The following is a 19,500-nucleotide window of genomic DNA, read 5'->3' on the forward strand; positions in this document are numbered from 1 at the left end:
TCCGCATCGTCGTCGACTTACCCGCACCGTTGGGGCCCAGAAAGCCCGTCACGATGCCCGGCTTGACCGTGAACGACAAATCGTCCACCGCTTTCGTCGGTCCGTAAACCTTGGTCAATCCCCTCAGTTCAATCATGCCGACCAGTCAACCACGAAAACCGAACTGTCGGAACTTTCGGTCACCAACAGAGAAAGGTGTTGCGGGCGTTCATTGTCGAGGCTATTATCGAATGTATGTTCGACACTACCGGGGGGTAAAAGTGACGACGCAAGTATCTGAACAGGCGATATCCAAACAGACGATATCCGAAGAGACAATCGGACAATTCCGAGCGTCACTCGTCAGCATGGATCGTTCCATCGACAACGCAGCACGCGTTGATCTTCTGCGCGCGTTGGAAGAGTTGAAGGCCAGTTGTGCTGGGGCCCAGGCATTACTGGCTGCCGATCTCGACGCGTTCACCCGCAAGGACCGCGGCGAACGGGGAGTTCCGCGCGCATACCAGGGCCGTGGAATCAACGCGCAGATTGCCCTCGCACGGCGAGAGTCGGCATGGTTCGGAACTCAACATCTGAGCTTGGCCCGCGCACTGAGCGACGAGATGCCGCACACACTTCGACTACTCGTCCGTGGCTCCATCAGTGAGCATCAAGCGACAATTCTCATGCGTGAAACTGCCTGTCTCACAGTCCAGGATCGCGCTACATTGGATCGCGAGTTCTGCTGCGACGCTGCAATCTTGGACGGATGGGGCAACCACCAACTGACAGAAAGAATCCGCGCACGCACTGCCGAAATTGACTCCGACAGTGTTGCCAGACGAGCACGCAAAGCTGTGGGAGACAGACGAGTAACGTCACGGCCTGCACCCGACACGATGTGCTGGCTCAATGTGCTGCTTCCCGCAGCCGAAGGTATCGCCGTGCACGCCACGCTCAGGCGCGACGCAGATTCCGTACTTGCCGGCGGGGACAAGCGCACACGAGCGCAAATCATGGCTGATCTCCTGGTCGAGCGGGTTACCGGAATCGGTCGCGCCACACCGACACCCGTCACCGTGAATCTGGTTGTCTCCGACCAGTCATTGTTGGGCGACAATTCCGACCCGGCGCACGTTCATGGGTACGGGCCTGTACCAGCCGATATTGCACGCGAATGGATCGCCAAGTGCAGCGAAGACTCCGAAACAATGGCAACGGTCCGAAAACTCTACGCACGCCCCGACACCGGCGCATTGACCGCAATGGAATCCACGGCGAGAACATTCCCGAAGGGGTTAGCACGACTGATCGAACTCCGGGATCGCAGCTGCCGTACTCCGTGGTGCGACGCGCCGGTTCGCCACGGTGACCACATTCGCGACCACTCGAGGGGTGGCCTCACCAGCGCAGCGAACGGTGCCGGGTTGTGCGCGGCATGCAATTACGCGAAACAGGGCTCGGACTGGTCTGCCGAACCTGTGCCGGGTAACCGGCACACCTTCACCACGACGACTCCTACCGGGCACCGATATTCGTCTGAGGCTCCGCCACTTCCGACACCCTGGACCGGCCCCGACGCGGCCTGAGTTCTTCGGTGGGGCTCATGATCCTCGGTGAGCCAGTGCGTTCACGAAGACTTCGGAAATCTCCGAGGGGTCGCGTGCGATATAGGTCGACCCGCCCGTCACGCGGGAGATATCGGCGAGCGCTGCAGCGTCGGCGTCGTCGGTGATGCCGATGGTGACGATGATGACCGGACGCGCCGGATCCTGCTCGCGTGCAAGAACATCGAGCAGCTGTTCACGGCTGATGCTGTCGGGATCTTCGTTTGCACCGTCGGTCAAGATGATGACGCTGTTGACCGCTCGCGGATCGTACGATTCCTGGACTTTCCGGAAGGCAGCCAGCGTCGTGTCGTACAAACCTGTGGCACCACGCTTGAGTTCGGTGAGCCGGTTCGCCTGATCAGCCATCAACTTTCGTTGAGTCACGCCGTCGACGATGGTGTCGTAGCGCCTGATCGGCACTAATTCCTGGAAGTCCTGGGTTCCGTTCATACCTTGGGAGAAGGCCCACAGACCGGCAGCGACGCTGTCCGGGAAGACTTGATTGCCGGCGAGAGCAGCAGCAGTGGTCAACTGCATGCGCGTCTTGCCACCTGCCGCCGGATAGTCCATCGATGCAGACACGTCGATCGCGACGAGTGTTCGGATCGGCTTGGCCATCAACGCCCAAGCACCCAGTGTCTGATCGGCCACCGACTGTTCGGAGACAGTCAATGCCGTGACGTCACCAACCCCACCTTCGACGGCTCCACCGCCGGAAGTACGGAAACCACTGCGTGCCAGCACTTCCTGGGCAGATTCACTGTGCAACAGCTCGGCGATGGCGTCACTCTTCTTGGCTGCGGCGTAGTGCCGATCCGGTGCCGACGCACTGACCACCAGTGGGTAGTCCATGATCATGGTTCCAGTCGCCGGCACTGTCGCGGAAATCTTCGACTCTGCCTTCGTGAACTCGACCACCTGCTGCTCGGTCGAAACACCAACCTTGCCTGAGCTGACCAATTCGGTGAGCATCTTCTGTCCTACCGGCTGATCTTCGGTACGAACACTTTCGGCTTGAGCATGGGGTACGAGTGCCGCTCGAACCGATTCGGAGGTGGCCCCGGTCTCCGCGAGAGCTCCGAGAATGGGCGCCGATGCAACCCCGGTGAACAATGGATTGCCCAGCGCGAGGTCAGGAACCTGTAGCGCTGTGAGCCAACTGGCAAACTGCTCGCCACCGCCGGAGGCGAGAACGACAGGTGAGGTCGCGATCGAACCGCCGGCCGCAGCGACCGGTCCCTTGGCCGTCAATGACGCTTTGCCGACCCACGCTGTCGAATCCGGAATCCACATGTCCGGCGCGTCCACACCCTTGCCCAAAGTTCCCGCGACGTCGCCGGGCAGCGCAGAGGTGACCGTGATCCGCGAACAACCCGTCTGCTCGGGCGACGCTTCTGCGAGGATCTCCGTGACTGCAGGCGCGATCGCAGGATCTGCTGCCAGCGAGTACTCGTCGACGCTCTCGCAGGAATCGGACTGTGTTGCCTTGAAGACCACCACCCCGGTGGCGACTACCGCGACGGCAACCAACCCACCCACTGCGTAGAACCCGATCGACCGCCCGCTGTCAGGACTCGAATGCCGTCCGCCCGCCATGAAATCTGCCCTTCCGAGGCCACTCGCACTCAGGCATACCGACGGCATGCGTGCGACTGGAGCTATCCCTACCGGGCGGTAGTGTAGCCAAGAACACAGAATTTCCAACTAGCGCTGAATCATCGGCGAACCGGCGGGCCCACATTCCGGGACAGGCGGGCCGAACTCACCAAGACTCGAGCGCCGGAGCGACTTTTCAGCAATCGGCTCCGCTCACCACAGGTCGCGCTTCTGGACCTTACCCATCGCGTTACGCGGCAGCGTCTCGGCAAAACGAACTTCGCGGGGACGCTTGTGCGCCGACAACTCTGCCCCGACCAACTCGACCAATTCGGCTTCGGTGACCTCGGGACTGCCTGGCTTGCGGACGACGACGGCGATGATCCGCTGCCCCAGATCGGCGTCGGGGACACCGATCACCGCAACTTCGGACACCGAGGGGTGCCCGAGGATGGCAGTCTCAATCTCGCCGGCGCCGACTCTGAATCCGCCGGTTTTGATCAAGTCGATGGATTCGCGGCCGACGATTCGGTGGAACCCACCCTCGTCGATGACGGCGACATCACCGGTCTTGAAGTAGCCGTCCTCCGTCCAGGACTCGGCGGTTGCGTCTGGACGGTTCAAGTAACCGTCGAAAAGCATCGGCCCACGTACCTGCAGGCCGCCGATGCTCTCGCCGTCGTGTGGAACATCGTTGCCTTTTTCGTCACGAAGACGAGTCTCGACACCGCGCAATGGCACTCCGACCCAACCCGGGCGTCGCTCGCCGTCGAATCGAGTACTCAGCGTCAGCATCGTCTCGCTCATGCCGTAACGCTCAATTGGGGTCAATCCTGTTCGCTCACGCAACTTTTCGAAGACTGGGACGGGAAGCGGCGCACTGCCGGAGACCAGCAGCCGAGCGCCGGACAACGCACGGGCCGCCTCTTCGTCTTCGGCGATACGCGACCAGACGGTGGGGACACCGAAGTAGAGGGAGCCTTTGGCTCGTGCGTAGTTTTCCGGCGTCGGCTTGACGGTATGGATCACCCGGCTGCCGATCCGGAGCGGACCGAGGATTCCGAGGATCAGCCCGTGCACGTGGAAGAGCGGAAGCCCGTGCACGAGAGTGTCTCGCCACGTCCAGTCCCAGGCCTCGGCGAGCGCGTCGATCCCGGCTGCGATGGCCGAGCGACTGAGCAGAACACCCTTCGGTGGGCCGGTGGTTCCCGAGGTGTACAGGACGAACGCTGTGGACTGAGGAGCCGGTTCGGGATAGCTGTGCCATGAGCGCGCATGCAACCGGACGGGGACTACCGGCAGAGTGTCGCAGTGCTCGTCCGTTTCACCGAGCCACGCCTGAGCTCCGGAGTCACGCAGAATGTGCTCCCGCTCAGCCCTGCCCGAGTCCGGCGGTACCGGCACAACGGTGACGCCGGCAATCAATGCACCGACGACGGCGAGGATCGTTTTTGCTGTGGGAGTTGCCAATACGGCAACCCGGTCGGCCTGCGCCACTCGTTCCGCGACCGAGGTCGCGGCACCGAGAATGGCACTCCGCGAGAGCACCGTGTCACCGATCGTCACGGCGTCGTCGAGGTCGTCACCGCGGGCAACAGCAAGGGGGTTCAGTGATCTCAGCAGCACCACGACAGCATCTCACAGCGCAGACGGTCGCAAACTTTCTCCTGCCCGACGCGCGTCCATCGAGTGAGGAGGGAACAGCGTCACCAGCGCCGCCCCCAGTAGAGCTCCGGAAAGAACTGCGAATCCGTGCGCGTCGTCGACCGTCACCAGAGTTGCACCGCCGACGACAATCACGGCAGTCAGAAAAATCTCGGGCATTCGCGGGCGCACCAGAACGCCGATCCCCGCCGCCGCCGCTGCCAGAGCCAGTGTCGCACCGGAGTTACCGGCGCCGGTCGACGGGAAGACTGCGGTGGTGAGCAAACCGAACAGCAATTGACCGAGCAGGAAGAGTGCCCAACCGCGTGCGGCGCCCCAGAGCCGAAAAGCAGGCGGCGCCACCACTGCCAACGTGAGAAGGTTGGCAACCGTCCCGGCAAGGCCGCCGTCCTGGACGAACACCGACGTCAGAATCCGCCACCACTGACCGTCGCGGATCAACGTGGGATCACGGCGAAACATGTCCAACAGTCCCGGCATCAGCGCCTGCAAAATTGACGGCACTGCCACCACGAGCCAAAGCACAACGGCCGAAAGAGGTAGGTCTCCGAATATTCGACGATCCTTCAGCCACGCGAGCATCAGCGCGATCGAGGCAACAACGACGGCGACAATCAGTACCGCGTCCAAGCCGCCGGTCCCTGAGGTGGTCACAGCGCGACCTTACATCGGACTGCTACCGACATCAGGGAACCTGACACCCGCGAAAACACACGGTTCAGGCGGAGAGGCGCTTTGCTGCCGCGGCGATTCGTTCGTCTGTTGCGGTGAGAGCGATCCGAACGTGCTTGCTCCCGCTCGGTCCGTAGAACTCACCGGGCGCAACGAGGATCCCGCGATCGGCGAACCAACTGACCGTCGCTCGGCATTCCTCGCCGCGGGTTGCCCAGAGGTACAGGCCGGCCTCGGAATTGTCGACGGTGAATCCGGCACCTCGGACAGCTTCGATCAACACGCTGCGACGCTCGCGGTACCGCTCGCGCTGGACGTTCTCGTGTTGGTCGTCGCCCAAGGCTGCGGTCATCGCGGCTTGGATCGGCAAAGGCAGGATCATGCCCGCGTGCTTGCGCACCTCGAGCAGTTCCGACACCAGAGCCGGATCACCGGTGACGAACCCGGCGCGATAGCTCGCGAGGTTCGACGTCTTCGAAAGTGAATGGACCGCAAGCAAACCGGTCAGATCGCCGTCGTTGACCCGAGGATCGAGAATGGAGAGTGCATCGGCTTCCCACGTCAACCCGAGGTAGCACTCGTCGGAGACGACGATGGCGCCGCGCTCGCGTGCCCAGGCCACGACCTTCTGCAAGTGCTCGAGCCCGAGCACCTTTCCGGTCGGGTTGGACGGCGAGTTCACGAAGATCATCGCCGCCGACTCGGGACCGAGCTTGTTCAAGCCGTCGGCGCGCAGAACGCGCGCGCCTGCGAGTTTCGCCGCGACCTCGTACGTCGGGTATGCCAACTCCGGAATGACCACCAGATCGTCGGCGCCGAGACCGAGCAATTTCGGCAGCCACGCGATCATTTCCTTGGTGCCGATGGCCGGCAGCACCGCTGCCGGATCGACGTCGGGAATGTTGTAGCGGCGATCCAGTGACTCCGCCACGGCCTCGCGCAGTGCGAGCGTGCCATGAGTAGTCGGATATCCCGGCACCTCGGCAACAGATGCCAAAGCCTCCTGGATTACCGGATCCACCGGATCAACCGGCGTACCCACGGACAGGTTCACGATGCCGTCGGGATGAGAGTGTGCCTTCGCCGTGACGTCGGCGAGCGAATCCCACGGAAAATCAGGAAGCCCAGCGGCCACCGGAGTACGAGACAAGATCTCTATTCCTCACCCATGGGAGGCAGCGCCTTGATGAACGGCGTGTCGTAGTCGACCTTGCCGAGCTTGGCTGCTCCACCCGGCGAACCGAGATCGTCGAAGAAATCGACGTTGGTGCTGATGTAAGCGTTCCACTGGTCCGGGACGTCGTCTTCGTAGAAGATGGCTTCGACGGGACAGACAGGCTCACACGCGCCGCAATCGACACACTCGTCGGGGTGGATGTAAAGCATGCGTCCACCCTCGTAGATGCAGTCGACAGGGCATTCTTCGATGCACGCCTTGTCCATCACATCTACACACGGTTCAGCAATCGTGTAGGTCACTGCCGATCTCCCTGCCTTCCTGTCGTGCATCGCCGCCGCAACACGCAGTTGCAAGGGGCCGAAAATCCGATACGACTCTCACGTACCGCGGGAACAGCCTATTATCCCCCTGCCGACCGACTCTGAGCAGGCGGGGGTAACACATTTCAGCCTACTGTGGTGATGTTCCTCGACCGAATCGCGATCCACTTCTCCCCCGCGGCCGCAGCGCGAACCAGTGCGCCGCGTTCACCGAGGTAATCCGCCACGACGCCGATCACCGGAATCTTGCCGAAAACCTCGTACGGCTTTGTCCGCGACGGACGCTTGTGCAGCTCGTCCGTGATGGCACGAAAAGTCTTGGACGTGCGCCACAACGTGCCGATGAGCGCGAACGGGCGCCAGGTCTCGTCGGCGCCGCCGGCTGATTTCTCGGCGAAGTCCTCTCCGGTGAGAAGCTCTCGGGACTTCGTCTCACGCCGGCACAACACCGACGCCAGGAGGTCCACCTGCTGATCCCGTTCCGTCACTCCGTGTTCACGGGCAACCGCAACGAGCACAACGGCCTGATTCGCGAATGCCAGCAGGTCCTGGATCGGGAGCCGATTGAGGAGGACGCCGAAGATGCCGGGGAACGCGACGGCAACGGTGTTGAGTGCGCCCAACCGGGTCGTCCACCACTTCGAACGCTGCTCGTCGGTCATCACCGACCACGCCGCCGTCCCGGGGAACTTGACGACATCGAGGACCCAAGCGGCTGCGTCCAACACCATCGCGGCAGCATTTCGCTCGGGATCGGTCGGCTCGAAGGTCCGACGCTTGATTCCGAGCGGATCGCTGTAGGCGAGGTCCAGAACGGGGTTGATGCCCCAGACCGCCCGATCGAGAACCTCGACGACCTTGCGGTCCCCCAGTACGTCAGCCATCAGGCGATCGCTCCTTCGCGTCGTGCGTGTGTGGTGGTTCGTTCGCGTGCCGGACGTCCGATTCCCTCGGCGATGGCGCGCAGCTCTGCGACGGTCTTCTCGGACCCGTGTTCGGAGCCGGCCATCCTCGAGATCGTCTCCTCCATCAGCGTTCCGCCGAGGTCGTTGGCTCCGCCGTTGAGCATCATCTGCGTTCCGGTGATACCGAGCTTGACCCAGCTGGTCTGGATGTTGGGGATACGACCGTGCAGCATGATGCGTGCCAGTGCGTGCGCGGCGCGGTTGTCCCGGTTGGTCGGCCCTGGCCGTGAAGCGCCCGCCAGGTACAGCGGCGCGCTCTGGTGAACGAACGGCAGCAGCACGAACTCCGTGAATCCGCCTGTGCGATCCTGGATTCCACGGAGGACGTTCAGGTGCCCGACCCAGTGATGCGGCTGATCGACGTGTCCGTACATCATCGTCGAACTCGACCGCAGTCCCACCTCGTGTGCCGTGGTGACCACTTCGATCCACTCCGCCGTGGGCAGTTTGCCCTTGGTGAGGATCCAGCGCACCTCGTCGTCGAGGATCTCCGCTGCCGTACCGGGAATGGTGTCGAGGCCCGCCTCACGCAGGGCGGTGAGCCAGTCCCTGATGCTTTCACCGCTGCGGGAAGCACCGTTGACGATCTCCATGGGCGAGAACGCATGGACGTGCATCGACGGCACGCGCTTCTTGACTGCGCGAACAAGGTCGGCGTAACCGGTGACGGGAAGTTCCGGATCGATACCGCCCTGCATGCAGACCTCGGTCGCGCCGGCGACGTGCGCTTCCCAAGCACGGTCGGCGACCTGGTCCGCCGACAGGGTGAAGGCGTCGGCGTCACCCTTGCGCTGCGCGAACGCACAGAACCGGCAGCCCGTGTAGCAGATGTTGGTGAAGTTGATGTTCCGGTTCACCACGTAGGTGACGTCCTCACCGACAGCATCCTTGCGTAGCGCATCAGCCAGCGCCACAACAGCTTCCAGGCCCGGGCCCTCCGCCGTGGCAAGGGCCAGGTATTCGTCGTCGGAACATCCGGCCGGGTCGCGTTCGGCACTGCGCAATGCAGCCAACAGATCGGTGTCGACGCGAATCGGAGCACTCAACTCGAGTACCTGTTCGCGCACGGTCTCCCAGTCGCCGAACGCACTGCCCAGGTCACTGCGGGTCTCGGTGTTGCGCCCGTCCGTGTCGATCTCGGTATTGAGATCGATGCGTCCGCTCGATTCCCACGACTCGTCCGGCTCCTGCCACGGTCGACCCACCGGCTTGGTGTCGGGCAAGGCGAGGCCGGTCTTGGGATCCGCCAGTGCCTGCACGTGACCCGCAATGCGCGGATCGATCCACGGAGCCCCGGCCAGGACATATGCCGGCTGAGCCGCAGTGCGTTCGGTCAGCGTGAAGCCGCCTTCGGCGCTGATCTCGGCCAAGGTCTCGAGATTCGGCCACGGGCGCTCCGGGTTGACGTGATCGGGGGTCAACGGCGATACCCCGCCCCAGTCGTCCACACCGGCGCCGAGCAGCGCGAGGCACTCGCTGTTCGAGACGAGATTCGGCGGACTCTGAATCCGCATCGTCGGCCCGAGCAACAGGCGTGCGACGGCGATGGCCGCGAGAAACTCGTCGAGTCCTGCATCAGGGGTGTTGCGCATCGCGGTATCAGGCTTGGCCAGGAAGTTCTGAATGATCACTTCCTGGATGTGGCCGAACGCCTTCTGCGACTTGCGTATCGCCATGATCGATTCGGCACGCTCGAGGAAGTTCTCCCCGATGCCCACAAGAATTCCCGTGGTGAACGGGATGTTCAGGCGGCCTGCGTCGGTCAGAGTGCGCAGCCGAACCGCCGGGTCCTTGTCCGGGCTGCCGTAGTGGCATTCGCCTTTGTCGGTGAACAGCCGAGTAGCGGTCGTCTCGAGCATCATGCCCATCGACGGCGCAACAGGCTTGAGTCGCGAGAGCTCTTGCCAGCTCATCACACCGGGATTCAAGTGCGGAAGAAGTCCGGTCTCCTCGAGCACCCGAATCGACATCGCCCGCACGTAGTCGAGGGTGGAGTCGTAGCCGCGTTCGTCCAGCCATTGCTTGGCTTCCGGCCAGCGAGCCTCGGGGCGATCCCCCAGCGTGAACAACGCTTCCTTGCAGCCCAATTCGGCACCTGCCCGGGCAATGTCCAAAACCTCGTCAGGCTCAAGGAACATGCCGTGCCCGGCGGCACGCAGCTTCCCAGGCACCGTGACGAAGGTGCAGTAGTGGCACTTGTCCTGGCACAGACGGGTCAGCGGAATGAACACTTTCCGCGAATACGTCACGGTGTTCGGCCGACCCGCTGCCAGCAGACCGGCATCGCGAACCTTGGCCGCCGAGGAACACAGATCGGTCAGATCGGTTCCCCGTGCCTGCAGCAGCGTTGCCGCCTCGTCGACGTTCAGGGTCGCTCCGTCGCGTGCACGACGGAGAACTCGCCGCATCGCCGACGCTGACGGGCCGGGCGACGGACTGGACGAGGCGGACGCGGAAATGCCTGGCATCGGAAGCATGGTGGGTTTGCCGGAGTCATCACCAGTTCGGTTCACCTAGCGATCATGCGCCATGTGAGACGACTAGTGCCACCCGGTGCCAGAAGTAGGAGGCCTCACGGGCTCGATACCGCCTCGATCATGAGGGCGGATAGTCGTCGTCGACCGCTACCTCGACTCGTTGATCCACCACGTCAGCCACTGGTGCGTCGAGTGGGATGTCGGTCAGATCGGGTTCTTCGGGGGCGTTCGGATCTACGGGTGTCGATTGTTCGAGCGCATCTGATTCCGGAGCCTCCGGGTCGAATGTCGCATCTTGTTCGGTCATCACGTACTCCCTTCGCGGTCGCCACACTCCACGATAGGGCCGATGTCGACAGATCGTCCCTCACTCGACCAAAGTAGTGCCCATGACTGCGCCGCAACCGCTGACCATGGCCGACCCACTATGGCGACCCAGCACCAAAGCCCCGAGGCTGTGGGCAATCACTGCCTCACTGTTCTGGGTACCCGTCATCATCGCCGAAATCGTCTGTGCCGTCTTGATACCCGGAATCCCGTCCTGGGTGGTCGGCACCGTATTCGCAGTCACCGTTCTCTTCGCTGCCACCTACATTCTGATGGTTCCGGCGTGGCGGTATCGCGTCCACCGATGGGAGATCAGTGACACCGCGGTGTACACACGCACCGGCTGGTTCACCCAGGAACGACGCATCGCACCGATCTCGCGCGTGCAGACAGTGGACACCGAGCGCGGACCGATCGACCGGATGTTGGGTCTGGCAACCGTGACGGTCACGACGGCGTCGTCGGCCGGGGCCGTGAAGATCTCCGCGCTCGACCAGGAAATCGCCGATCGCACGGTCGCTCAACTGACGGAGATCGCGGGCACCAACGTGGGAGACGCGACGTGAACGAGAAACCGTTGGGCGACCCGACCGCGATCGACATTCCCGCCGAGGCGGAAACGGCAGCTGCCGAGGCAGCCGAGGAGGAGCAGCCCTGGCTCCGCCTCGACCGACGCATGCTTCTGGTTCACCCCGTCAACGAAGTGGTCAAGCTGCTCCCGGTCCTGCTCGTCTCCGTTGTTCTCGGCAGCCAATCCGGGAATCACTGGTGGGGACTCGGCGTCGTCACTCTGCTCGTCGTCTTCGGTCTGTTGCGGTACTTCACCACCACGTACCGAATCGGGCCCGTTCACGTACAGCTGCGCACCGGGGTCTTCCAGAAGAAGCTGCTCTCCGTCCCGCGCAGCCGCATCCGATCCGTCGACGTCGAAGCCGGGGTCATGCACCGACTGCTCGGACTGTCGATCGTGCGCATCGGGACCGGCCAACGCGCTGGGAGCGGCCACGATTCGAACAAGTTCGAGCTCAACGCCCTGTCGACCGCCCTGGTTCCGGACCTGCGCGCCGCACTGTTGGCCGGCGCGCAACAGGCACGAGGGCTGCAAACCCCGGGCGCTCCGGCCTCGAACGTCACCGAACCGGTCGACACCGAGATCGGACACTGGGAGCCCAGTTGGGTTCGCTACGCACCCTTTTCGTTCACCGGGATCGCCATCATCGCAGCGATAATCGGCATCTCGTTTCAATACGGCATCGGCACTGCCGTCGCGAAATCGTCGGCGGTAAGCGACAGCTTCGACTCCCTCGAGAGCCTCGGCATCGCGCTGATGGTCGTCATCGCGCTCGTCGTGCTGCTCGTGCTGTCGAGTGCACTCGCCTGCGTCCAATACCTGATCGCGTTCGGCAACATGAAACTCACCGACAACGGACGCATCCTGCATGTCAGTCACGGCCTGTTGAAGACTCGGCAGACCACACTCGACCGCGCCCGCCTACGCGGCACGACGCTCAAGGAACCGCTCCTGCTGCGGCTGGCCCGCGGCGCGCGCCTCGACGCCATCATGACCGGGGTGAGCGCCGAGAAGAAGGAATCTTCACTGCTGCTGCCGCAGGGACCACGCCGGGAGGCCGAGCGAGTGATGGCCACCGTGATCGGTGATTCGCGCCAGGCTTCCACCCCGCTGATCCCGCACGGCCCGGCCGCGCGCCGTCGCCGCTACACCCGGGCACTGTTTCTCGCGACAGTGGCGTTCCTGGTCTGCGTGGTGTGCGCGGCATCCGGCGTGCACGTGCCGATCTACGCGTGGTTCGGGGTCGCTGTGCTCGCGATCGGCGGCGCTGCGCTCGCCTACGACCGATACAACGGCCTCGGCCACGCTGTTCTGCCGGGGTGGTTGATCACCCGAAGCGGCTCGCTCGACCGACAGCGTCACAGTCTCGAATCCGAAGGTGTCATCGGATGGACAGTGCGCGAGACGTTCTTCCAGCGGCGCGCAGGTGTGGCAACCGTGGTCGCTGCGACGCCGGCCGGCACAGGAAGCTACGAGGTGATCGATCTCCCCGCCGAGAACGCGTGGGCCTTGATCGAAGCCGTCACTCCGGGCGGTGGCGACGTCTGGGCAGGTCGTCGATGATGAGCCTCGCCAGCGAACCGAGACGCGATCGCTCCGGCTGGATAGTCGGAACACCGAGGAGTTCCAGCGGAGCGGCGGTCACCGGTCCGACGCAGTAGGTCGGTACCGGTCCGCGCATCGCTGCGACGAACCGCTCCAGCTCGCCCATTTCTTTTGCCGTGCTGAGCATCGAGGAGACCGCGGGGGCACTGGTGAAGGTCAGCGCGTCGATTGCACCGGAACGAACTGCAGCAACCAACGCGCGGACCGGCGACTGATCCGGCGGCCGGATCCAACGATAGACCGACACCGGAGTGACAACCGCGCCGATGTCGGCGAGGGAGGCGCTCAGGTCCGTCAGCGGCTCCCATTCGGTGATGGTGCCGTGCAACTGAACCGCGACGCGTAAACCGGCCACTCCCTCGCTTCCGAGGTGTGCCAGAACTTCCTCGGACGACTCGCCCGAAGGCGACCATTCCTCACGCAATCCGGCGCCCCGGATGGCGCCCGTCGCCTTCGGGCCGCGGGCAATGATGCGCGTGCGGGCGAGAGCTCCGAGGAACTCGTCGGTCAAACCCCACGACGCGACGGCATCGAGCCAACCCCGAAAGCCGATTCCGGTGCTGATCACGACCAATTCCGGTGGCTCGGCAATCAAAGCGGACGTCTGCGTTCGCAGGTCTCGATCGTCCACCAACGGCAGCACATGGATCACCGGTGTACGCACGATCTCCGCGCCTCGACGTTCGAGGAGCGTCGCAAATTCTTCGACACGCCGTTCGGCGGTCAAGGCGATAGTCGCGCCCGCCAAGTCATGTTCAGCCACAGGCTGAGTGTCCCTTATGGATGGGTCACTTTCCTACGCGCGCGCCGAGAACTATTGCGAACTGAGGGTGGCAAGCCTGTTGATCGCTACTTTGAAGAGGAAAACCGCGGCCGGAGCGATTGCGCCGACCAGCAGTAAGAACGTCAGAGGGGACGAGAGCACCAGCACGTCGCCGCCCGGACCGCCGACCATGCACACCAAGAACCCGACGATCCAACCGGCGAGCGGCAATGCGGCCATACCCGGCGTCGTAACCGTGCGGGCGGCGATCACCAATACGAGGTTCGCGGTCGCTGCCACGAGAATGCTGATCGGAAATGCGGTCGTACCGAGATGAGTCGGCAAGAACAGGACTGACAACACCGCGCACAAGAACCCGTCGAAAATCAGGACACCGAGGATGATGGGGTCGAGCCACGACAGCGACGTTTCTGTCGAAGCGTCTGTGTTGTTCTCGGCCGTGATCATGGTTTTGATAGTGGTCTATCGACGGCCAACGCGCGAGCGCGGGGTCCCTCCCGACAAGCACCCCGGCTCGCGCCCGAAAAGCACGAAGTCGATCAGGGAACCGGCGGGAACCCGAGCAGCGTCAGCAGATGACTTTGCTGATCTGCAAATGCGTAGAGCGATCCGTAATACATGTCGTGGTAGTAACCGGCCATCGGACGCAACGAATCGACGAAGGCGACGATCTGGTTCTGCAGGTCCCAGTTGTACATTTCTTCAGCCCCCAGGCTTTGCTGTTACCGAAAGGACCACCCATCCGGTGACACGCATCACACACCACTACGGCGTCGATCGCAATGCCTGTGAGCCCACGCCCAGGTCAGCTGTGCAGCCCGCCGAACAGATCGCGCTCGCGACCGTCCTCACCCACCGGACCGAGCGTGCCGGCGGCCAATACGAAATGCTCGACCGTCAGGATCGGTTGGACCACGTTGTTCGACAATGCGAACTCGGCTCCACTCGGGGCTACCGTCACCTGAGTGGCGTGGGCGCTCAATGCCCTCGCCTTCGCATCGATGACGCCTCGAACATCGATTGCCGTCGTCACGTCTGAGTCCTCGACGCTCGGCAATTCACCGGGCTCGGGCAGACGCCAGTTCTCCGGGAACTCGGAAATCGCAGCGATGCCGCGTTCGAGTCCGCTGCGCTCGGTCACGGTCCAGTAGAACTTCGGAGTCGACCACGGCTCGCCGACCTCGGGATATGCGGTCGTTGCTGCAGCTTCCACGGCCGCTGTCGTGATCGCGTGTGCCTGGATGTGATCCGGGTGCCCGTAGCCTCCGTTGGGGTCGTACGTGATCACGACGTGCGGCCGAATCTCACGAATGACGGCGACCACCGCGCCGACTGCCTCGTCGAGTCGAGCATTGACAAAAGCACGGGGATTGGCGGCCGAAGGTGTGCCGATCATTCCGGAATCGCGATAACGACCGGCACCGGCGAGGAAGCGAGGAGCGGCACTGCCCAAAGCCGACAAAGCAGCGCTCAATTCGGCGATCCGGTAGCCCCCGAGTTGATCGGCCTCGGCAGCCACGAGCCCCGCCCACGCGTCACCGATCACTTCGCCTTCCTCCCCCAACGTGCAGGTGAGGACCGTGACGTCGGCGCCTTCGGACGCGTAACGCGCGATGGTGCCACCGGTGGTGATCGTTTCGTCGTCCGGATGTGCGTGCACCAACAGAAGTCGCTTCGCCGACGCGGTCACTTTGCCACCCTCACCCAGTCCGTAGCGTTTCCGAATATCCCCACCTGCACCGGTCCGTCGAGGACCACGCCCTCGACTCCGGTCCCGACTGCAACCAGCGCTCGGCTCTGCACGATCGGCAAAACCGCCGCCAGATCCCACAGCTTGGGTTCCGCATCGGCGATCAACGACCCGAGATCCCCGATGCCACTGAGCGCTTCGTCGATCCGACCTTGCAACGCCGGATCACACAGCCCGGACAGGTTGCTCGGAGCCTCGACGCTTGTCGTTCGGACAGGCTCCGGAGACTGCGACGGCGTGGGTGTGGACACCGCCGAACCTGTCGCAGGAGCGGAAGGTGCTGTCGGGCAACTGAACCGGGAGGCCAGCGAAGTTGCGGTGTCAGCGCCTGCTCGGCTCCAACCGACGATCATGTCGACGCGTCCTGTGGTCAGATCCTCGCCGTAGAGCTCCTCCGGCGGCACCGATTCGACGGTCGCCAGGATCCCCACGTCACGCAATTCGTCGGCAGCGGTGTTTGCCACGGCGATCGCGATGTCGTCGTTTTCGGGAGCGCCGATCAGCAGGGTCAACTGAGCGCCGTCCCGGACGATCGATCCGACCGTTCCAGTGCCAGTGACGATTCCGGTGGGCGGCGCTGTCAAGTAGCCGGCTGCGGTCAGCTCACCCAGCGCCTGCTCTCTGGTCGGTTTCGGCGGCGCGGTTGGCGCATATCCCGGATCCGACGGAGCGAGGATCTGAGCTTTCACCGGGGCCGACGCCGATTCACTCCCGGCCGCCACTACGGCGAGCAGGTCCGGATCGAGCAGTCCCAGAACACCTTTACGCACCCGAACGTCCGCGAAGTTCTTACTGCGCCCATTGACGTTGATGTCGAGAGTGCGCGGAACGTAGGAGAATGCAGTACTGACACCCGGGATTGCAGAAAGCTGAATATCCGTGGCACTACCCGAATGAACCTGCGCCACTTGAGCATCGTCGGTACGCAGTGCATCCGCCAACTGCGAAGCCGTTCCTCCGCGTCGCAGAACTATCTGATCCGGATCTGAAGGCTTGCCCCAGAATCGGTCGTTGCGTTCCAGCACGATTTCGTCTCGACCACGGTCGACCGAGCGCACGTGAAAGTGGGCTCCAGACACCGGAATCCCCTCACTCAAACCGGTGCTGAAACCGCCGGGAGTGTCCTTGATCAGGTGGGATGGAAGAATATCGGTGAACAACTCTCGCCACGCCGGATACGGCGCACGCATCACGACGTTGACCGTCTTGCCACCGCCGGACGAGTTCACGTCGTCGATCATCTGATAGCCGGCGGGGTTGACCACACCGGGAACCGAGATCATCTGCTGCCAGAGATAGCGAAAGTCCTCTGCCGCAATGGGAGCGCCGTCCGACCATTGGGCTTCGTTGCGCAGTTGGTAGCGAATAGTGAACGGAGCCTCTGACGTCACTTCAGCCGAAACGAGAAAAGAATCGTCGATCGCCCACTCCGTCGCACCAGGCTGCGTCGGCGAATTGATCGGGCGAAACGCACTGGGCAACACGAGGTTGCCGACTGCGGAGTTGACCGGCGACTGATCCGCGAGCAGGTGCGGGTTGAATCCGCCTCCTACCTCGTCGATCGCCACAGTGACCTGCTTCATCGCCGGAACAACCGGAGTCGGTGTGGGCTTGACGGTTTCGGTGCTCTCGACCGGAGGCGGCGGATCGGCCGTACACGCAGTCAGCGACAACGCCGTCACTGCCACTGCCAACGCCAGGTAGCGACGTCCTGAGGCCACAGACAATTCCTTCCGTACGGGGCCGCGTCGCCCCTTCACACTCGATTTCCGGGCAGAACTTTCGCCCGGAAACCATGAAGGCGAATGTACCTTTCCGCCGAAAACTCGGCTGAAAGGCACATCCGCCTGTCAGGTGGTAACCGACGAAAGACTACAGAGCAGCCTTGTCGCGAGACTTGCTACGCGAACGCTCGCGAGCGCGCTCGGTTGCATTGAGATGCACCTTGCGGACGCGGACGTCCTCGGGGGTGACCTCGACGCACTCGTCGCCGGAGCAGAATTCCATGGCCGCTTCGAGCTCGAGCTTGATGGGCTTCGCGAGGGTCTCCATCACGTCTGCGGACGACTGACGCATGTTGGTCAGCTTCTTCTCGCGGGTGACGTTGATGTCGAGGTCTTCCTGACGGGGGTTGATACCGACGACGTGGCCCTCGTAGGTGTCTGCGCCGGGCTCGACGAAGAAGGTTCCGCGGTCAGCCAGCTGGATCATGGCGAACGGCGTCACTGTGCCGGAACGGTCCGACACGAGAGAACCGGTGTGGCGAGCACGAATCTCGCCGGCCCAGGGGCCGTACCCGTCGAAGACGGCGTTGGCGATGCCGGTTCCGCGGGTATCCGTGAGGAATTCCGTACGGAAGCCGATAAGACCACGCGAAGGAACGATGAACTCCATACGAACCCAGCCCTGACCGTGGTTCGACATCTGAACCATCTTGCCCTTGCGGTTGGCCAGAAGCTGAGTGATGGCACCGAGGTACTCCTCGGGGCTGTCGATGGTCAGCTCTTCGAAAGGCTCGTGGATCTTACCGTCGACAGTCTGAGTGACCACCTGCGGCTTTCCGACGGTCAGTTCGAAGCCTTCGCGACGCATCTGCTCGACGAGGATGGCGAGCGCGAGCTCTCCACGACCCTGGACCTCCCAGGCATCGGGACGTCCGATGTCGAGGACCTTGAGCGAGACGTTACCGACCAGCTCCTGGTCCAGGCGAGCCTTGACCATGCGCGAGGTGAGCTTGTGACCCTTGACGCGGCCGACCAGCGGTGAGGTGTTGGTACCGATCGTGACCGAGATAGCCGGCTGATCGACAGTGATGCGAGGCAGCGCAACCGGGTTGTCGAGGTCGGCGAGCGTGTCGCCGATCATGATGTCCGGGAAACCCGCAACAGCGCAGATATCGCCGGCAAGCGCAACCTCGGCGGGAACACGCTCGACACCGATGGTGGTGAGCAGTTCGGTGATCTTGGTCTTGGTGATGACGGGCTCGCCGTCGACCTCGCGGCACCAGGACACGGTCTGGCCCTTGCGCAGCTCGCCGTTGTGGATGCGAACCAGCGCGAGGCGACCGAGGAATGCCGACGCGTCGAGGTTGGTGACGTGAGCCTGAAGCGGCGCGTCAACCGTGCCCTTGGGGGCCGGGACGTACTCCATCAGAACCTGGAACAGAGCGGTGAGGTCCTCGGCGTCGGGAGCCTGACCGTTCTCGGGCTGCACCGTCGAAGCCTTGCCCTCGCGGCCGGAGGCGTAGAGAACCGGCAGCCCGAGCGCAAGCTCGGCAGCTTCGGCGGCCTCGTCGGAAAGATCGGACGCGAGGTCCAGGAGCAAGTCCTGAGCCTCGGAGACAACCTCTTCGATGCGAGCATCGGGACGATCGGTCTTGTTGACAACCAAGATGACGGGCAGTGAGGCAGCAAGTGCCTTACGCAGCACGAAACGCGTCTGCGGAAGCGGGCCCTCGGACGCATCGACGAGCAGGACGACGCCGTCGACCATGGACAGACCGCGCTCGACCTCGCCACCGAAATCGGCGTGGCCCGGGGTGTCGATGACGTTGATGACGGTGACCGAACCATCCTCGTTGCGCTTGTGCACCGAGGTGTTCTTCGCGAGGATCGTGATGCCCTTCTCGCGTTCGAGGTCGCCGGAGTCCATGACGCGATCGACCAGCTCGGCGCGCTCCTCGAACGCGCCGGACTGACGAAGCATGGCGTCGACGAGGGTGGTCTTGCCGTGGTCGACGTGTGCGACGATGGCAACGTTACGGAAGCTGGTGGTGGTCACGCGATGGCTCTCCTGGCTGAGTTGATTCGGCCACGCGAAAGTCAAGTCGCACGGCTCTTCTGGTGGCCGCTGCACGAGTGTGTGATCCGAATCAGGGCACGAATCGCCTGAATAGGCACCGCGGCCTAGTAAATACTACTCGCTCCGAGCGGATACTCCTGCATTGTGCGGCCTCTATCACCGCCCCCACCAGCCAATAGTGATCTGCACCACGCTGAA

The 19,500-nt window shown here is 63.3% G+C and carries 18 protein-coding genes; 3 read left to right on the forward strand and 15 right to left on the reverse strand.

From position 1 onward, the window contains the following. The coding region (locus tag DBV08_RS07685) for an ATP-binding cassette domain-containing protein (protein ID WP_124567042.1) at positions 1-136 on the reverse strand (136 nt) is incomplete at its 3' end. A gap of 211 nt (positions 137-347) precedes the next feature. Between DBV08_RS07685 and DBV08_RS07690 the strand changes: the two genes are divergently transcribed. Further along, positions 348-1,568, forward strand: a complete 1,221-nt coding sequence (locus tag DBV08_RS07690; RefSeq protein ID WP_260395356.1) for an HNH endonuclease signature motif containing protein — start codon at positions 348-350, stop codon at positions 1,566-1,568. Between the two features lie 15 nt (positions 1,569-1,583). On the opposite strand, the gene DBV08_RS07695 is transcribed toward DBV08_RS07690, so the two are convergent. The 8 genes from DBV08_RS07695 to DBV08_RS07730 all read right to left on the reverse strand — a co-directional run bounded on the left by DBV08_RS07695 (position 1,584) and on the right by DBV08_RS07730 (position 10,771). Further along, positions 1,584-3,185 carry a substrate-binding and VWA domain-containing protein gene (locus DBV08_RS07695; RefSeq protein WP_095972239.1) on the reverse strand — a complete coding sequence of 534 codons (1,602 nt, stop codon included), beginning with the start codon at positions 3,183-3,185 and terminating at the stop codon, positions 1,584-1,586. 213 nt (positions 3,186-3,398) lie between these two features. After that, complete coding sequence (locus DBV08_RS07700; RefSeq protein WP_095972254.1) at positions 3,399-4,811, reverse strand: acyl-CoA synthetase; 1,413 nt, start codon at positions 4,809-4,811, stop codon at positions 3,399-3,401. Positions 4,812-4,823: 12 nt separating this feature from the next. Continuing rightward, positions 4,824-5,504, reverse strand: coding sequence for a rhomboid family intramembrane serine protease (locus DBV08_RS07705; protein WP_095972238.1), 681 nt, complete (start codon positions 5,502-5,504; stop codon positions 4,824-4,826). 64 nt (positions 5,505-5,568) lie between these two features. Then, complete coding sequence (gene dapC, locus DBV08_RS07710; protein WP_095972237.1) at positions 5,569-6,672, reverse strand: succinyldiaminopimelate transaminase; 1,104 nt, start codon at positions 6,670-6,672, stop codon at positions 5,569-5,571. A 5-nt stretch (positions 6,673-6,677) separates the two neighbouring features. After that, positions 6,678-7,001: a ferredoxin gene (gene fdxA, locus DBV08_RS07715; protein ID WP_003945248.1), complete on the reverse strand. Its 324-nt coding sequence runs from the start codon at positions 6,999-7,001 to the stop codon at positions 6,678-6,680. A 146-nt stretch (positions 7,002-7,147) separates the two neighbouring features. Continuing rightward, positions 7,148-7,906, reverse strand: a complete 759-nt coding sequence (locus DBV08_RS07720) for a hypothetical protein (protein WP_124567044.1) — start codon at positions 7,904-7,906, stop codon at positions 7,148-7,150. Continuing rightward, positions 7,906-10,464 carry a bifunctional FO biosynthesis protein CofGH gene (locus tag DBV08_RS07725; protein ID WP_124567140.1) on the reverse strand — a complete coding sequence of 853 codons (2,559 nt, stop codon included), beginning with the start codon at positions 10,462-10,464 and terminating at the stop codon, positions 7,906-7,908. Before DBV08_RS07725 ends, DBV08_RS07720 begins: the two co-directional genes overlap by 1 nt. Positions 10,465-10,582: 118 nt before the next feature. Beyond that, positions 10,583-10,771, reverse strand: coding sequence for a hypothetical protein (locus DBV08_RS07730; RefSeq protein WP_124567045.1), 189 nt, complete (start codon positions 10,769-10,771; stop codon positions 10,583-10,585). Between the two features lie 82 nt (positions 10,772-10,853). Between DBV08_RS07730 and DBV08_RS07735 the strand changes: the two genes are divergently transcribed. Both DBV08_RS07735 and DBV08_RS07740 read left to right on the forward strand, forming a co-directional pair. Then, complete coding sequence (locus DBV08_RS07735) at positions 10,854-11,357, forward strand: PH domain-containing protein (RefSeq protein WP_095972233.1); 504 nt, start codon at positions 10,854-10,856, stop codon at positions 11,355-11,357. Further along, complete coding sequence (locus DBV08_RS07740; RefSeq protein ID WP_124567046.1) at positions 11,354-12,925, forward strand: PH domain-containing protein; 1,572 nt, start codon at positions 11,354-11,356, stop codon at positions 12,923-12,925. Before DBV08_RS07735 ends, DBV08_RS07740 begins: the two co-directional genes overlap by 4 nt. Here the strand turns inward: DBV08_RS07740 and DBV08_RS07745 are convergent. The 6 genes from DBV08_RS07745 to typA form a co-directional block, all read right to left on the reverse strand. After that, complete coding sequence (locus DBV08_RS07745) at positions 12,885-13,730, reverse strand: uroporphyrinogen-III synthase (RefSeq protein ID WP_124567047.1); 846 nt, start codon at positions 13,728-13,730, stop codon at positions 12,885-12,887. The two genes, DBV08_RS07740 and DBV08_RS07745, sit on opposite strands and share 41 nt — an antisense overlap. Before the next feature lie 51 nt (positions 13,731-13,781). Further along, complete coding sequence (locus DBV08_RS07750; protein WP_019744521.1) at positions 13,782-14,198, reverse strand: hypothetical protein; 417 nt, start codon at positions 14,196-14,198, stop codon at positions 13,782-13,784. A gap of 92 nt (positions 14,199-14,290) precedes the next feature. Continuing rightward, positions 14,291-14,449 (reverse strand): hypothetical protein, encoded by a 159-nt coding sequence (locus DBV08_RS32250; RefSeq protein ID WP_019744522.1) that lies wholly within the window; start codon positions 14,447-14,449, stop codon positions 14,291-14,293. A 107-nt stretch (positions 14,450-14,556) separates the two neighbouring features. Beyond that, a complete protein-coding gene (gene mshB, locus DBV08_RS07755) occupies positions 14,557-15,441 on the reverse strand; it encodes an N-acetyl-1-D-myo-inositol-2-amino-2-deoxy-alpha-D-glucopyranoside deacetylase (RefSeq protein ID WP_124567048.1) in 885 nt (294 codons plus the stop codon). Beyond that, positions 15,438-17,222, reverse strand: a complete 1,785-nt coding sequence (locus tag DBV08_RS07760) for an ABC transporter family substrate-binding protein (RefSeq protein WP_124567049.1) — start codon at positions 17,220-17,222, stop codon at positions 15,438-15,440. Before DBV08_RS07760 ends, mshB begins: the two co-directional genes overlap by 4 nt. Positions 17,223-17,373: 151 nt before the next feature. After that, the gene (typA, locus tag DBV08_RS07765) at positions 17,374-19,281 is read right to left on the reverse strand and encodes a translational GTPase TypA (protein WP_019744525.1); all 1,908 of its coding nucleotides are present in this window, start codon (positions 19,279-19,281) and stop codon (positions 17,374-17,376) included. Positions 19,282-19,500: the final 219 nt, after the last annotated feature.

This window comes from Rhodococcus sp. KBW08 (genome assembly GCF_003852455.1).
GTDB classification, from domain to species: domain Bacteria; phylum Actinomycetota; class Actinomycetes; order Mycobacteriales; family Mycobacteriaceae; genus Rhodococcus_F; species Rhodococcus_F baikonurensis.

Excerpts from the sequence above, each read along its gene's own strand:
- DBV08_RS07730 (WP_124567045.1), bottom strand. The coding sequence starts at position 10,771 with ATGACCGAACAAGATGCGACATTCGACCCGGAGGCTCCGGAATCAGAT.
- DBV08_RS07720 (WP_124567044.1), bottom strand. The coding sequence starts at position 7,906 with ATGGCTGACGTACTGGGGGACCGCAAGGTCGTCGAGGTTCTCGATCGG.
- DBV08_RS32250 (WP_019744522.1), bottom strand. The coding sequence starts at position 14,449 with ATGTACAACTGGGACCTGCAGAACCAGATCGTCGCCTTCGTCGATTCG.
- DBV08_RS07735 (WP_095972233.1), top strand. The coding sequence starts at position 10,854 with ATGACTGCGCCGCAACCGCTGACCATGGCCGACCCACTATGGCGACCC.
- DBV08_RS07690 (WP_260395356.1), top strand. The coding sequence starts at position 348 with ATGGATCGTTCCATCGACAACGCAGCACGCGTTGATCTTCTGCGCGCG.
- DBV08_RS07695 (WP_095972239.1), bottom strand. The coding sequence starts at position 3,185 with ATGGCGGGCGGACGGCATTCGAGTCCTGACAGCGGGCGGTCGATCGGG.
- DBV08_RS07750 (WP_019744521.1), bottom strand. The coding sequence starts at position 14,198 with ATGATCACGGCCGAGAACAACACAGACGCTTCGACAGAAACGTCGCTG.
- DBV08_RS07725 (WP_124567140.1), bottom strand. The coding sequence starts at position 10,464 with ATGCTTCCGATGCCAGGCATTTCCGCGTCCGCCTCGTCCAGTCCGTCG.